Source organism: Zeaxanthinibacter sp. PT1, from assembly GCF_028464225.1.
Lineage (GTDB): Bacteria > Bacteroidota > Bacteroidia > Flavobacteriales > Flavobacteriaceae > Zeaxanthinibacter.
Window position 1 is genome coordinate 294,162 of the sequence record NZ_JAQPCN010000001.1, and the last position, 15,470, is coordinate 309,631.

Here is a 15,470-nt window from a genome sequence, read left to right on the forward strand (position 1 = left end):
ATTAGTGTTTTGCCGTCAGTACTGCAACATACCTGTCGGGTTCAAAATTCTGTGTCTCATTCATTTCAAGCAGAGCGATCAAGCCTGCAGTAGATGCGGGCAATATCCGCATCCCTTCTTTTTTCAGGAGAAAAGTACTCATCTCCTTCATTTTCCTATCACTGATATTAAATGCATCACCGCCAGACTGCCGGATTGCATACAGGGCTTCCTCCCCATCAAAACTATGCCAGTTCACCAGGGGCTCATTGTACTTCGTTTCCCGGATAGCCTCCGGGTTCAGGTCTTTACAATAATCCAGCCCGGAACGGAAGGAAGAAACAATAGGGTTTTTCCTAGTTGAAGATGCAGCTATCATTTTTGGGATGCGGGAAGTTTTTCCTCGTTTATAGAGGCTTACAAAACCACGGTATATCCCGGCCAGCAGTGTCCCGTTAGAGACGGGGCAGGCACAGAATTTTGGGGCATCACCCAGATCTTCCACCAGTTCAAAAGCCATTTGAGAGTATGCCGTGATCTGCAGTGGTGTATTCACCCCACCCGGGTTAGCATCATACCATTGGTGCTGTTGGGCAAGAATAGTGCTCTCTCGCACCACATCCTCATAGCTGCCCTTCATCTGTACAATATCCGCCCCAAGGGCTTCCATTTCCTCGAATCTTTCGGTATTGTAGGAATCCGGGATATAAATTCGGCAACCCAGGCCTGCCAGGTTTGCGGCGAGAGCTACGGCCACCCCGTAATTACCACAGGTAGCCAGGGAAACGGTATCAAACTCGCGCCTCAGTGCATCATATACCTGTGCAAAGGCAATGCGGTCTTTCTGTGTCCCGGTAGGATTATCTCCTTCGTATTTAATATATAATTGCCGGATATTGAACTCCCTCTCCAGGTTCTTTGCGCGGTTAAGCCCGGTATCTCCAACTTCCAGGTTGATGATATCCTCGTAACATTCCAATCGATCAATGAGGCTTTTACTGTCATCCCTGACAAAGGCACTCAGTTTTTTAGCTTCCGCAGAAACCTTATTCTCCGCTGTTTTAACACCGTCTTTTAAATTCATATAATCATGGTAATTCCCAAGATGAAATTACCTTTTTTCTTTATGTTGAAGTTATAATTTTTGAGCGCGACAAGACAAATTTATTGACCCCTCATCCGGACCTGTTCAGTTGCCGCGCTTGGACAGCACGGAAGAATCCCTGAAGGCGCTAATAGAAATAACCGGGGATCCATATAAATATGTCTTGGATGAGCCACTGGAATCCAGTTCAAATTCACTACTCGCATTGATCTCCGCCGCAGGAGACCCGGACAATACCGCCCTGACCAGCCCGGCTTCCATTTTCTCCGCATCGAGGTCTGCATTATCACGGAGGTTAGCCCGCATGATTCCCGTTCGCCCTTCCAGTTTTGCTTTTGCATTCTCTGCCATATCCATGGCGATAGCTTCACCAGTTGTATATAATTTAAGATCGGCCTTATCCTTGGCATATACCTGGAGCGAATCCGAATCCACGTTAAACTCCCCGGAACTGTTTCCTTTCTGATTGATCTGTACAAAGGAGGCCCTGGCATCTAATTTCATCTTGGCAGAACCTTTTAGTTGTATCTCCACGGTATTAGAGACGATCACATCCTTTGCCGTAATATATCCATCATCTGCACTGATACTATTCAGTTCATTGAATTGCACAATAATCTCCAGTTTCTTTTTAGCCCTAACCTTGTAGAAGGAACTCACCACCAGGGTACTGTCCTCTACCCTGAATTTGAATATATCTATGAGGTTGTCATCTGCCCTGATAATAAAACCCGGTTCTGATGCCTTTTCCAGGGTGATTTCAATATCATCGGATAAGACCAGGGCATTAAAGGATGCCAGGCTTTCACGCACCTCTACCACTTCCCTGCTCCCCTTGATCTTTGGTTTTCGCTGGGCATAAGTGGATGCAACGGAAAATAATATAAGGATTAAAAGAAACTTCTTCACACTAACTGGTTTTAAGCCCCCGGAACAGCCGGGAACTACCCTCTAATATATCATAATTATGCGATATACGTATGTGATAGTACGGATTGTCGTTTTCATTTCAATTCTCTTATATTAGCTCATCTTGTTATTGTTATCCGGTCAATATTGAGCCTAAACAACCCTGAATCATGATTAAATATTTGTACGCCTTCCTATTCCTGATGGGCCTCTCCCATGCAGAAGCCCAATCCTTGTCGACACAAGAACTATTAGACAACGCAATAGCTTACCACGATCCTGACGGGAAGTGGGATACCCTACAGCAGAAACTATTTATAACGATGACTTACCCGGACGACAGGAAGAGGCTAAGCGAGGTTACAATTGATCTGCCAAAGGAATATTTCAGCCTAAGGTCTGAGAATGGAGATGATGTCAGCCAATATACCCTGGTAAAAGGCGAATGCAGCCTGATGCTTAACGGCAGTACGGATATCTCCGAAGAAGAGAAGAAAACACATCGCTTAAATTGTGAGCGTGCAGAGAGTATGAAGAACTATTACCAGTATTTATACGGTCTGCCTATGAAGCTAAAAGATAAAGGCACACAACTAAGCCCCACAGTGGCCACTAAAGAATTTAAAGGCAAGGAATATAAGGTCTTAAAGGTCACCTATGATGAAGCGGTTGGGAAGGACACCTGGTATTTTTATTTTGACCCTGAAACCTATGCCATGGAGGTTTACCAGTTTTTCCATGATGAATCCAAAAATGATGGGGAATATATTCTCCTGAGCGAAATAGAAAATGTGGGGACGATAAAGATGCCCAAGGTCAGGAAATGGTACTACAACAAAAATGACAAGCATTTAGGCACGGATACGCTGACCAAATCAGAACCGCTGCAATAGTCATTAAAAGCAGCGAGCGGTGTTTGAACCAGGTACAATAAAAAAGCCCATCCTTGACAGGTGGGCTTTTGTATTTATTAGGAGTGCATCAATGCTGCAGCTCTTCTTCGTTCTCCTGAAGCGGGATATGTTGTGGCACATAATCCTGCCCGGGGATGATATAGTCGCCGTTATCCCAGGTCTTACTGTAATCGTAAGCCCAACGGTGTACATGTGGAATTTCGCCTTCCCAGTTCCCGTGAAAATGCTTTACAGGAGCTGTCCATTCCAGTGTGTTCGATTTCCATGGATTCTGCTCTGCAGGTCTTCCGTAGAAAATACTGTGGACAAAGTTATAAGCGAAAACCAACTGTGCTGCACCAGCAATCAGGGCGAACACGGTCATCAGTATCTGTACATCCGTCAGTTCATCGAACATCGGGAAAGCAGTATTTTCGTAATAACGTCTTGGCACCCCGGCCATCCCTACAAAGTGCATAGGGAAGAATACTCCGTAAGCACACACAGCTGTTACCCAGAAGTGAACGTAACCCAGGTTCTTGTTCATCATCTTTCCGAACATTTTAGGGAACCAATGGTACACCCCTGCAAATAATCCGTAGAGAGCAGAGATTCCCATTACCAGGTGGAAGTGAGCAACCACGAAGTAAGTATCATGTACGTTAATATCCAGTGTACTATCCCCAAGGATAATCCCTGTTAGTCCCCCTGTAATAAAGGTAGATACCAATCCTATAGAGAACAGCATAGCAGGGTTTAACTGCAGATTACCTTTCCATAGGGTAGTGATATAATTAAATGCTTTTACCGCAGATGGGATTGCGATCAGCAGGGTTGTAAAGGTAAATACCGATCCCAGGAATGGGTTCATCCCGGAGATGAACATATGGTGACCCCATACGATGGTCGATAAGAACGCAATAGCAAGGATAGAAGCAACCATGGCCCTGTAACCGAAAATAGGTTTACGCGCGTTGGTCGACATCACCTCGGAAGTGATTCCCAGTGCAGGAAGTAATACGATATATACTTCGGGGTGACCTAAGAACCAGAACAAGTGTTCAAATAAGACCGGAGAACCCCCCTGGTAATGCAATACTTCTCCTTGTATAAAGATATCCGACAGGAAGAAAGATGTACCAAAACTACGGTCCATGATCAGTAACAACGCAGCAGACAACAGTACGGGGAAAGAGATCACACCGATGATGGCCGTTACGAAGAATGCCCAGATGGTCAAAGGCAAACGCGTCATAGACATTCCCTTTGTTCTCAGGTTGATTACGGTTACGATATAATTCAATGAACCCATCAATGAAGAGGCAATAAAGATCGCCATGGAAACTAACCAAAGGGTCATCCCAAGTCCGGAACCGGGTTGAGCCATAGGTAATGCACTTAATGGCGGGTAGATCGTCCATCCGGCCGCTGCAGGTCCTGCTTCAATAAAGATAGAAGAAACCATGATGACACTGGAGATGAAGAACAACCAATACGATATCATGTTCAGGAATCCTGAAGCCATATCCCGTGCACCGATCTGAAGCGGAATAAGCAGGTTACTGAAAGTACCACTTAAACCTGCTGTCAATACAAAGAATACCATGATGGTACCGTGTATGGTGACCAGAGCCAGGTAAATATCAGCATCCATAACGCCATCCGGAGCCCAGTCTCCCAGGAACCATTCAAATAATAAAAAGGATTCTCCGGGAAAAGCAAGTTGCATCCGGAACAGTAAAGACATCCCGATACCGATGAATCCCATGATCAGTCCTGTAATCAGGTACTGCTTGGCAATCATCTTGTGATCCTGGCTAAAGATATACTTCGTGATGAAGGTCTCTTTATGATGATGCCCGTGATCATGTGCATGATCTTCAGTATGCTCTTGAACTATTGCTGACATAATCAGATAATTTGTATAATTTATTATTCTCTTTTAAATAGCCTTTTTTAATTCATGGAAGCCATAGTCTGGCCGAAGGTTTGTTGCTCCTGCAACCAAGCCTCGTACTCCTCCTGGCTTTCCACGATGATCCTCATCTGCATGTTGTAGTGTGATTTTCCACAAATTTTGTTACAGAGAAGAATGTAATTGAACTCCCATGGGTCTGAATTGGGTTCTCCCATAGCCGCACGCTCTGCCCGGATCTTATTGGTCCGCTTTACTTTTTCGATGACTTCGGGGTTCTGCCTCATCTCTTCAGTAGTAATCGTCGGGGTAAAAGAGAACTCGGTGATCATCCCGGGAACACAGTTCATCTGCGCCCTGAAATGGGGCATATACGCAGAGTGCAGTACATCCTGGGAGCGAAACCTGAAATTCACTTTCCTTCCAACGGGCAGGTGTAGTTCCTTGGTGATGATATCATCACTTGCATAAGGGTCAGACTCGTCAAGTCCCAATACGTTTGCCTTATCGATATCGATCATCCGAACGTTAGCCATACCCAGCTCATTATCTTCACCACCATAACGGGCGGTCCAGTTAAACTGCTGTGCGTAAAGCTCTACGATAAGGGGATCGTCCTCGTCATTCACATCCATGATATTGGTCCAGGTGTATAATCCCCAGAGGATCAGTCCTGCCAATACCACTACCGGGATAATGGTCCAGATAAATTCTAATTTGTCGTTATCGGCATAGAACAAAGCCTTCTTTCCTTTTTCACCTCGGTATTTGTAGCCGAAGTAATGTAAAAGTGCCTGTGTTATGGTCTGTACGATAAAGATGATTACAAAAGATATATACATCAATGAATCGTACTCACCTCCATGCTCAGAGGCAGCTTCCGGCAATAGAAATTTGCCGTATTTCGCAAAACTGAAAATAGTGATCCCGTAGATGAAGATCAGGAAGGCGAACAGCAGGTAGCCGTTGTACTTATTGTCTTTATCGTTGGCAACCTGTGAATTATCGGCCTTGATCTGTGACAATTCGAAAATCTTGGTCATTTGCCAGATTGCAATTGCCACTAAAACTAATACCGCAATGGTCAATACTATAGTCATCCTATGAACTGATATTAAACTTTATTAATAGTGAAAATGCCTACTCTCTTCGATAAACGGATTCCGTTTAGGCTGCAATGGCACGGTGGCCATGGCCCTGAAAATCCAGAAGGTAAACAATCCCATAAAAAACAATATTGAACTAATTTCCGGGATTCCAATATACCATTGGTCACCTACGGTAGCCGGCATGATCATATTGAATACATCCAGGTAGTGCCCTGCCAGGATAATGATACCCGCCATTACCACGAACCAGTTTACTCGTTTGTAATCGCTGTTCATCAGCACCAGTATCGGGAATAAAAAGTTCATTACGATCATCCCGAAGAAGGGCAATTTATAATCATCGATTCTGGTTACAAAATAGGTCACCTCTTCAGGTATATCCGCGTACCAGATCAACATGAATTGTGCAAACCAAAGGTAGGTCCAGAAAATACTGATCCCGAACATGAATTTTGCAAGGTCGTGCAAGTGGCTGTCATTAACATCGGGGAGGTATCCACGAGATTTCAGGTAGATCACAACCATAGCGATCACTGTAATCCCGGATACGAACATACTTGCGAACACGTACCATCCAAAAAGTGTACTGAACCAGTGTGGATCAACACTCATGATCCAATCCCAGGACATTATAGATTCAGTAACCAGGTAAAATACCAGGAAGGCCGCAGACCACTTGAAGTTTTTGACAAAATTAGTGTTGTCATTAGCTTCATCCTGGGCTAAAGATAATTTCCGTGAATACTCGCGATAGAAAATCCATCCGCCCAAAAATATCGCGGCTCGGATCAGGAAGAAAGTAGGGTTAAGATATCCCTGTTTTCCTTGTAATAATTCATCATGTGCCACCACTTCCGGATCCATCCATACAAAGATATGGTTCAAATGAAGTACAGACAAGAGCAGTATCACAAAAACGATGATCCCGCCGGGCACCAGGTAAGCCGTGATTCCCTCCATTACCCGGAAGAGCAATGGCGACCAGCCTGCCTGTGCGGCACGTTGTATCGCATAAAAGGCTAATACCCCTAAAGCGATAAAGAAAAAGAACAATGCGGCTACGTAAAGTGCAGACCAAGGCCTGTTCTGTAATTGGTGTAAGAGGTGTTCATCATGAGACATCTCGTGCTCCTGTTCGTGAGCTAATGCGTTGCCGTGATCTACCTCGGCACCCATACCTACTGTTGGATGTGCCTTCCCGGCATCATCCATATGGACCTCTCCCTCTGTCTGTCCAGGAACTGCGTGGCCATCTCCGTGATCGCTACCATGACCCTCACCATGTGAGGCCACCATAGCCTTGGCTTCCTCAACCGTTGCAGGTGCTGATATAAAGCCGACAGCTATACCTATCAAACCTACGGCCATCAGGATGAAAGAACCAATTTTTAATCTGTTTGAAAACGTGTACATATCTTAATTCCTGGTCTTATTTGGTTAAGTCTTCTTTCAGTTGCATCACATACTCAGATACCATCCAACGCTCCTCGTGGTTTAACTGGCCTGCGTAAGACCCCATCGAGTTCAGCCCGTAATAAATTACGTGGTATACCCCCCCAACCTGAATGTCACGTGCTGGGTCTGCATAGCTAGGCACACCGAGTATCTTTTCCCTTTTGACCAAGGTACCTTGCCCTTCACCTTTATCCCCGTGGCAAATTGCACAGTAGATGGTGTACAGCTGCATTCCTTTGGCCATATTTTCTTCGTAGCTCAACGAGTCTAAGGGGCTGCTTGCTGCTTTAGACAGCTCTTTCCCTTCAGGAGTATTCTCAAATTCGTAAGGCATCCAGCCTCTCATAATAGTATGTTCCGCTGGTTGCAAAGCTTCCTGTTCATCAGGAAGGAAACCCACCTTGTCATAGGTCTCGTAGCCTACAGATTCATACATATCAGGCATATACTGGTAGTTAGGCTCAGCGTTTTCCTGACAACTGCTGATACTAACAATCAATCCTAAGAGGCAACCTATTTTGATAATATTATTCATATTTCCAAGACTACTTTTCAATACTATTTATTTCTACTGCACCGGTATCTACTAAAAGATCGTACAGTTCCTGTTCGTTTCCATGAAGTTCTATTTCCATCAGGAAATGATCATCGGTTGTCCTTACATCAGGGTTCTCTGCTTCTTTGAACGGCCACAATTTACTTCTCATGTAAAATGTGATCACCATAAGGTGAGCCGCAAAGAAAACAGTCATTTCAAACATGATCGGTACAAAAGCCGGCATGTTCTCCAGGTAACTGAAACTCGGTTTACCACCGATATCCTGTGGCCAATCCTCGATCATGATAAAATTCATCATCAGGATAGCGACGGTCAGCCCCACACATCCATAAAGGAATGCGGTGATGGCCAGCCTGGTCGGCGCCAGACCCATGGCTTTGTCCAGCCCGTGAACGGGGAATGGAGTATAGACCTCCTCTATATGATGTTTAGCGGCGCGCACCCGTTTAACCGCATGCATCAGCACATCATCATCGTTATAAAATGCTTGTATCACCTTAGATGCCATAATCTAGCTTTTGTTGTTTAACCTAACGGCCTGACCGGCCCAATCGTCCCGTTGTGCCCTTCCTGGGAAGGAACCGGTAATCTCATCAAGTAGCCTGTATTCCTTTTCCGTCATTCGGCTTACCTGGTCATATGTATAGATTCCCAGTTGATTCAGGGTTTCCTCCATCTGAGGTCCTATCCCCTTAATTTTCTTCAGGTCATCCTTACTTTCCTTACTGGCATCAAAAGTACCAAGTGCATTAAGTAAAGCTTCTTTTTCGGCCATAGGTGCCTTTTCCACTACTGTCTTTTCAACCACAACTTTCTGAGGTCCTACTTTCATCTTAGTCACTTCGTAAAGTGGCTTACCGGCATCACGTAAAAGCTTATATCGCTCTCCGGATGATTTCAGTATGGACTTCACCTCTGCCTGGGCAATCACCGGGAAGGTTCTTGCATATAACAGGAAGAGTACAAAGAAGAAGCCGATGGTACCGATAAAGATCCCAATATCGACAAACGTCGGTGAGAACATAGTCCATGAAGACGGCAGGTAATCACGGTGTAATGATGTGACGATAATTACAAATCGCTCAAACCACATCCCAACGTTTACCACGATAGATATAATAAAGGATACGATAATACTGGTCCTGATCTTTTTAAACCACATTACCTGGGGAGAGACCACGTTACAGGTCATCATCAGAAGGTAAGACCACCAGTAAGGTCCGGTCGCCCTGTTAAGGAAAGCGTACTGCTCGTACTCCACTCCGGAATACCAGGCCACGAAAAGTTCGGTAATATAAGCACAGCCCACGATAGAACCGGTGATCATGATCACGATATTCATCAACTCGATGTGCTGTACCGTAATATAGGCCTCCATATTACACACCTTCCTCATAATGATCAGAAGCGTGTTTACCATGGCAAAGCCGGAGAAAATAGCTCCTGCAACGAAGTAGGGAGGGAAGATGGTGGTGTGCCATCCCGGAATTACCGATGTCGCAAAGTCAAAGGATACGATGGTGTGTACAGATAGTACCAAGGGAGTTGCCAGACCGGCAAGAACCAGGGATACTTCTTCAAAACGCTGCCAGTCCTTGGCACGTCCACTCCATCCAAAACTCACAAGACTATAGATCTTCTTCTGGAAAGGCTTGACAGCCCTGTCACGGATCATCGCAAAGTCAGGTAAAAGTCCGGTCCACCAGAATACGAGGGACACGGATAAATAAGTAGAGATCGCAAATACGTCCCACAGCAGGGGCGAATTAAAGTTTACCCACAACGAACCAAATTGGTTAGGAATCGGGAGTACCCAGTATGCCAACCAAGGACGCCCCATGTGGATGATCGGGAACAGACCCGCCTGGATCACAGAGAAGATGGTCATCGCCTCTGCAGAACGGTTGATCGCCATTCTCCATTTCTGGCGGAACAGCAACAGTACCGCGGAGATCAGTGTCCCTGCGTGACCGATACCTACCCACCAAACGAAGTTGGTGATATCCCAGGCCCAGCCCACTGTTTTATTCAACCCCCAGGTTCCGATCCCGGTAGAGATAGTGTAAATGATACAGCCTACTCCCCATAAAAATGCCACCAGGGCTATGGAAAAAACTATCCACCAGTGCTTATTGGCTTTACCCTCTATAGGTTTAGCAATATCAACGGACACATCGTGATAGCCTTTATCTCCAAGAACTAAGGGTTTACGTATTGGTGCTTCGTAATGCGACGCCATAAAATTCTATTATTGTTACGTTCTTCTTTTATTAAGCCTTTTCAGTATTACGCACTTTTACGTGGTAGAATACATTGGGTTTGGTTCCTACGCTCTCAAGCAGGTGATACATACGGTCATTATCTTTCAATTCTGCCACCTGGCTGCTCTCATCATTGATGTCTCCAAAGACAATCGCTCCGTTGTTACAGGCATTAGAACAAGCGGTCTGGAATTCACCGTCTTTCACGGTTCTTCCTTCCCTCTTGGCATCCAGGATCACTTTTTGAGTCATCTGGATACACATTGAACATTTTTCCATCACCCCCCTGGAACGAACAGTTACATCCGGGTTGATCACCATCTTACCAAGATCATTGTTCATGTGGTAATCAAACTCGTCGTTGTTGTTGTAGAGGAACCAGTTAAATCGTCGCACTTTGTAAGGGCAGTTGTTCGCACAGTAACGCGTACCCACGCAACGGTTGTATGCCATATGGTTCTGTCCCTGGCGACTGTGAGAAGTTGCCGCTACCGGGCAAACGGTTTCACATGGAGCATGGTTACAGTGCTGGCACATTACAGGCTGGAAAGCGACCTGCGGGTTCACCGCCGGATCTTCCATTTCCTCGAATCCTACTTTAGAACCGATGGCTCCGGACAGGTTATCTTTTTTCTCGTTGTCATCCTCGAAAGTATCTTCGGAAGAATAGTAACGGTCTATTCTCAACCAGTGCATATCCCTGGAGCGTCTGACTTCCTGCTTTCCTACAACAGGAACGTTGTTCTCCGCGTGGCAAGCGATTACACATGCACCACAACCGGTACAGGCATTCAGGTCTATAGACATGTTAAAATGGTGCCCGATAGATCGGTCAAAACCTTCCCAAAGGTCTACTGTGGTTGCAGGAACCTCCTGATGGTTAAGGGATACTTGCGGAACATGGTTCCACTCCGCATGATCCTTGGTATTAAAAATCTCCAAGGTGGTTTCCTTGATGATATCGCCCCTACCCATAAGGGTTTTATGCAACTGAACACATGCAAATTCGTGCATTCCGGGAGCTCTGGTGATAGTAGCTTCCTGTATATTAGAGAAGTTCTGGTAAAGCGGGTAAGCATTTACCCCGATCTGCATATCTTCACGAATACCGGTTTTTTTACCGTAGCCGAAAGAGAGCCCCACAGTTCCCGGAGCTTGCCCTGGCTGTATGATTACCGGAACATTCTTTACAGTAACCCCGTTTACCGCTACATTTGCATAGCTTCCATCAAGTCCGCCATTGGCAACATGCTCATTCTCAAAGCCCATTTTCTCCGCATCAGCTTTAGAAATGGTCAGGTAGTTATCCCAGGACACCCGAGTGATAGGGTCAGGGAATTCTTGTAGCCATGGGTTATTTGCCTGCTGTCCGTCACCCATTCCAACCTTGGTATACAATACCAATTCCATATCGGATGTCGGCGTGGAAGACAGGGCGCGCAAGGCAGAAGCAATAGGCACCACCGTAGTAGGCATTTCTTCCTCTGCAGTTGTTGTCTCCGGCGCTTCAGCCTCAGTAGTGGTTACAGACCCTGACGAGACAAAAGCTCCGTCATGTAAAGCCTGGTTCCAGTCCGACCCATTGAGAATACTCTCACTCCAGGTCGTTTTCACGTAATCGTAATAGGATACATCGTTCCCCATCCACTTTAAGAGCGCGGATTGGAATTGCCTTGTATCAAATAATTCTTTTATGGTTGGCTGCATCAGGCTGTAATGCCCTTTTTTCAACTGCACATCTCCCCATGATTCCAGGTAGTGATTAGATGCTCCGGTGAATTTAGACACAGCAGTAGTATCATTCCATGTATTTGAAAAGGCGACAGAAACATCAACTTTCTCAAGTCCTGTAAGGAATTCAGCCGCATTGGGAAGCGAGTAAACCGGGTTTACTCCGTCCATCAGCAGGGCTCCTACCCTACCGGCATTCATATCTTCGATCAATTGATTCACCTCGGCGATATTTCCTTGGCGAATATAACGTGGAGTTGAAGGATTGAAAGCCTTGCTCCCCAGCATTTCATTGATCTCCAGTGCTACCGCCTGCGCATTGACATCGTCAATACCGGTAACGACGACTGCACCACTTCTGTTCTTAGAAATCTCTGCTGCGATCTGATCCAGGGCGCGCTCGGCAGCCTCCGGCAGTTCACCGCCCACGGTAGTTCCATTCAGTTTACCGTAAAGTTTAGCCAAGGCAATTTTCTGCTGGCTTGGCTTCAGCATGATTCGTTTATCAGCATTAGCACCGGTAAGAGACATATTAGCCTCTATCTGTACATGCCTGGACATTTTACCATTTTTAGGAACACGCCCTTTAGAATAGCCGGAATCAAAATTACCTCCATGCCAGTCTGCCAGGAAATCAGCACCGATCCCTACGATGTAATCTGCTTTTTCAAAATCATAATCGGCCAGGGCCCGCTCACCGTAACGCGCTTCAAAAGCTGTCAATGCTGCATCTTCCGAGATAGTATCGTAGGTGACATGACTTACGTTAGGATATTTAGCCTGGAATTCAGAAATAAGTCGGTCTGTAGACGGGCTCGCATAAGTCTGCGTAAGCATTACCACTTTCTTACCTGAATTCTGTGTAGCGTTAAGTGTAGCTTTTACCGTAGCATCCAGCGTATCCCAGTCTATCTGTTCTTCACCAGCCATTGGGCCTTGCAACCTGTTACTGTCATATAAAGACAGGACAGAGGCCTGCACCCTTGCATTGGCACCGGAATTGGATTTTGCATCCCTGTTGTTCTCTACCTTGATCGGGCGACCCTCCCGAGTCTTGATCAGGATACTGGCGAAATCAAAGCCATTCGCTATAGTAGTAGCGTAGTAATTCGCCACACCGGGGATGATCTGCTCCGGCTGCACCACGTAAGGGATAGAATAGTTCACCGGACCTTCACAAGCTGCCAGCGATGCCGCCGCAGTACTGAAGCCGACGTACTTAAGGAAATCCCTTCGGTTAGTCGTAGTAGCCGCCAAGCCTTCCTTGTCGCCAAGGAATTGGTCTACCGGCACTTCCTCCGGAAATTCGTTTTGTCTTAGCTGCTCAACAATGGAATTGTTCGGATTTAACTCCGCTTCACTCTTCCAATATTTCTTGTTTGATGCCATATGCTATTGATGAAATTAGCTGCTGCTTTTATAATTAATAGTGACACTTCCCACATTCAAGACCACCTAATTGGGCCGCAGTGAGCTGATCAACTCCATATTTTTTTGAAAGTTCCTCGTGGATCTTCTCGTAATATTCATTTCCTTCAACCTTCACATTGGTTTCCCTGTGACAGTTGATACACCATCCCATAGTCAGGGGAGAATACTGGTACATGATCTCCATTTCCTCTACAGGACCATGGCATGTCTGACATTCGATCCCCGCAACAGAAACATGCTGAGAGTGGTTAAAGTAAGCGAAATCCGGAAGGTTGTGAATACGAACCCACTCTACAGGCTGAGTTTCACCGGTGTACCGCTGGTTGGTCTCATCCCAACCTACAGCCTTGTACAATTTCTTGATTTCCTTAGTATAGAATTCGTTGGTGTACCCATTTGCCAGGTCCTCCGGACTAGGACCCTCAGGGTTCCCTTTGTATTCGTAAATGGATTTGTGACAGTTCATACACACATTCAGAGAAGGGATGCCCGAATGTTTAGAGACTCGCGCAGAAGAGTGACAGTACTTACACTCAATCTTATTATCACCGGCATGGATCTTATGCGAGTAATGGATTGGCTGTATCGGGGCATACCCCTGGTCTACACCAACCTGCATCATCCAGCCATATGCGTAGTACGCACCTACCAACATCAAGAAGATTACACTGACCAGTACCAGGAATTGGTTCTGAGCGAAAGCTTTCCAGATCGGCGTACGCTTTTCTACTTTTTCTTTTTCAATTACCACGCCGCTTGCCTCAGCAATACGTTTCAGGGTGCTGTTCACCAGGAACAACATTACCACGAGGATTCCGAATACCAGGACAAGAGCCCCCAGAATTAATTCGTTAGAGATTCCCGACCCCCCTGCAGCGGTCGCTTCTCCACCGGCGGCGGTTGCAGTAGTCTGCGGTGGCGCCGGAGGCGGTGCAGACGTATAAGCCAGGATGTCATCGATATCTTCGTTAGACAGGGTTGGAAAAGCGGTCATTGCCGCCTGGTTGTATTCGTTATAGATCTCGTTGGCATAGGCATCTCCGGAAGCAATCATCCCCGGGCTATTCTTGATCCAGGCATAGAGCCAATCCTTACCCAGACCTTCTTCTTCAGCCAACCTGCTCTCCACGTTAGCAAGAGCGGGACCGGTCATCTTACGGTTTAGTGCGTGGCAGGCTGCACAGTTCTGGTTAAACAACTGTTTTCCTTTTGCAGCATCCCCGGCGCTTTCGTCCGACTCCTCGGCGACAGCTTCAGTCTCAGCGGCAGCCGGTTCAGCAGCATCCTGAGCACTAAGAGATGGTGAAAATAGTAATGTTACGAAGAGGCTGATGCCTAATACAGTAGCGATTTGATGGCGGTTTAGAACCTTTTTCATGTGTTGCTTTTCAATATTTTCAACGGTCATACGAAGCCCGGCAAAGGTGAACTGTTATAAGATATAATTCTTGACTAACACTCCAGATTTACCTGTTTCATACATAAAATAGTACTATCGAAATCTTGGCACGATTATTCCTAATGTATTAGGACGGATGGGGAATTCACGGCCATTTAAATTGACAGCAAAAATACGACATAGACTTTATTTTGGAAATGTTAAGGTATTTATAATTCTCAATTTATAATTATTCTAAATAAGCCTTGAAAGCGCCATATACTAAGCAATAATTTACCTTTGTATCATCTAAATTTGAATTATGAAAACAGTATTATTAACCGCCCTGCTCCTCTGTAACTCAGGGATTTTACTAGCCCAGCAGGGGACGGTAAAAGTAGTCCAGGACAGCGAGCTGTCCCAATTACTCAACCTGTATAAGAAGGCCAATGAGAGCGAAGATTTCTATACCATACAAATAGGTTTTGGCTCATATGACAAGGCTGAAAAGCTGAAATCGGATGCAGAAGTGGATTTTCCCGGCTGGTATACCAAGATCATTTTTGACTCTCCAACCTACCGGGTTCACGTGGGTAAATTCAATACGAAATTAGAAGGCGAACGCAATTTTACCGAAGTGCGAAAAAAATATCCCGAGTCGCTCTTACTTTCTCCTAAGAAATAAATTATACCAAGGCAGCGAAAGCGAAATTTCCCTTTCAGTCATAAAAAAAGGGCCATCGCA

At 45.6% G+C, this 15,470-nt stretch carries 12 protein-coding genes; 2 read left to right on the forward strand and 10 right to left on the reverse strand.

Translation table 11 applies throughout. The annotated features are described in order from the left end of the window. Window position 1: 1 nt before the first annotated feature. The gene (locus PP178_RS01320; protein ID WP_272592504.1) at window positions 2-1,063 is read right to left on the reverse strand and encodes a pyridoxal-phosphate dependent enzyme; all 1,062 of its coding nucleotides are present in this window, start codon (window positions 1,061-1,063) and stop codon (window positions 2-4) included. Window positions 1,064-1,168: 105 nt separating this feature from the next. Further along, window positions 1,169-1,993 carry a GIN domain-containing protein gene (locus tag PP178_RS01325; protein WP_272592505.1) on the reverse strand — a complete coding sequence of 275 codons (825 nt, stop codon included), beginning with the start codon at window positions 1,991-1,993 and terminating at the stop codon, window positions 1,169-1,171. A 170-nt stretch (window positions 1,994-2,163) separates the two neighbouring features. Here PP178_RS01325 and PP178_RS01330 point away from each other — a divergent pair, with 170 nt between their 5' ends. Next, window positions 2,164-2,886, forward strand: coding sequence for a DUF6503 family protein (locus PP178_RS01330; protein WP_272592506.1), 723 nt, complete (start codon window positions 2,164-2,166; stop codon window positions 2,884-2,886). 88 nt (window positions 2,887-2,974) lie between these two features. Here PP178_RS01330 and PP178_RS01335 read toward each other — a convergent pair whose 3' ends face one another. Genes PP178_RS01335 through PP178_RS01370 form a run of 8 tightly spaced genes read right to left on the reverse strand, consistent with a single transcriptional unit; the run spans window position 2,975 to window position 14,725 of the window. Then, complete coding sequence (locus tag PP178_RS01335; protein WP_272592507.1) at window positions 2,975-4,795, reverse strand: cytochrome c oxidase subunit I; 1,821 nt, start codon at window positions 4,793-4,795, stop codon at window positions 2,975-2,977. A 47-nt stretch (window positions 4,796-4,842) separates the two neighbouring features. Then, window positions 4,843-5,901: a cytochrome c oxidase subunit II gene (locus tag PP178_RS01340; RefSeq protein ID WP_272592508.1), complete on the reverse strand. Its 1,059-nt coding sequence runs from the start codon at window positions 5,899-5,901 to the stop codon at window positions 4,843-4,845. A 24-nt stretch (window positions 5,902-5,925) separates the two neighbouring features. Further along, window positions 5,926-7,323, reverse strand: a complete 1,398-nt coding sequence (locus PP178_RS01345; RefSeq protein ID WP_272592509.1) for a quinol:cytochrome C oxidoreductase — start codon at window positions 7,321-7,323, stop codon at window positions 5,926-5,928. A 16-nt stretch (window positions 7,324-7,339) separates the two neighbouring features. Then, entirely contained in the window at window positions 7,340-7,900 is a 561-nt protein-coding gene (locus PP178_RS01350) for a c-type cytochrome (RefSeq protein ID WP_272592510.1), read from the reverse strand. Between the two features lie 10 nt (window positions 7,901-7,910). Continuing rightward, window positions 7,911-8,432 (reverse strand): DUF3341 domain-containing protein, encoded by a 522-nt coding sequence (locus PP178_RS01355; RefSeq protein WP_272592511.1) that lies wholly within the window; start codon window positions 8,430-8,432, stop codon window positions 7,911-7,913. Between the two features lie 3 nt (window positions 8,433-8,435). Further along, window positions 8,436-10,163, reverse strand: coding sequence for an NrfD/PsrC family molybdoenzyme membrane anchor subunit (nrfD, locus tag PP178_RS01360; RefSeq protein ID WP_272592512.1), 1,728 nt, complete (start codon window positions 10,161-10,163; stop codon window positions 8,436-8,438). Window positions 10,164-10,194: 31 nt separating this feature from the next. Then, a complete protein-coding gene (locus PP178_RS01365) occupies window positions 10,195-13,305 on the reverse strand; it encodes a TAT-variant-translocated molybdopterin oxidoreductase (protein WP_272592513.1) in 3,111 nt (1,036 codons plus the stop codon). 34 nt (window positions 13,306-13,339) lie between these two features. After that, a complete protein-coding gene (locus PP178_RS01370) occupies window positions 13,340-14,725 on the reverse strand; it encodes a c-type cytochrome (RefSeq protein ID WP_272592514.1) in 1,386 nt (461 codons plus the stop codon). A 322-nt stretch (window positions 14,726-15,047) separates the two neighbouring features. Between PP178_RS01370 and PP178_RS01375 the strand changes: the two genes are divergently transcribed. Continuing rightward, on the forward strand, window positions 15,048-15,410 hold the full coding sequence (locus PP178_RS01375; RefSeq protein WP_272592515.1) for an SPOR domain-containing protein: 363 nt from the start codon (window positions 15,048-15,050) through the stop codon (window positions 15,408-15,410). Window positions 15,411-15,470: the final 60 nt, after the last annotated feature.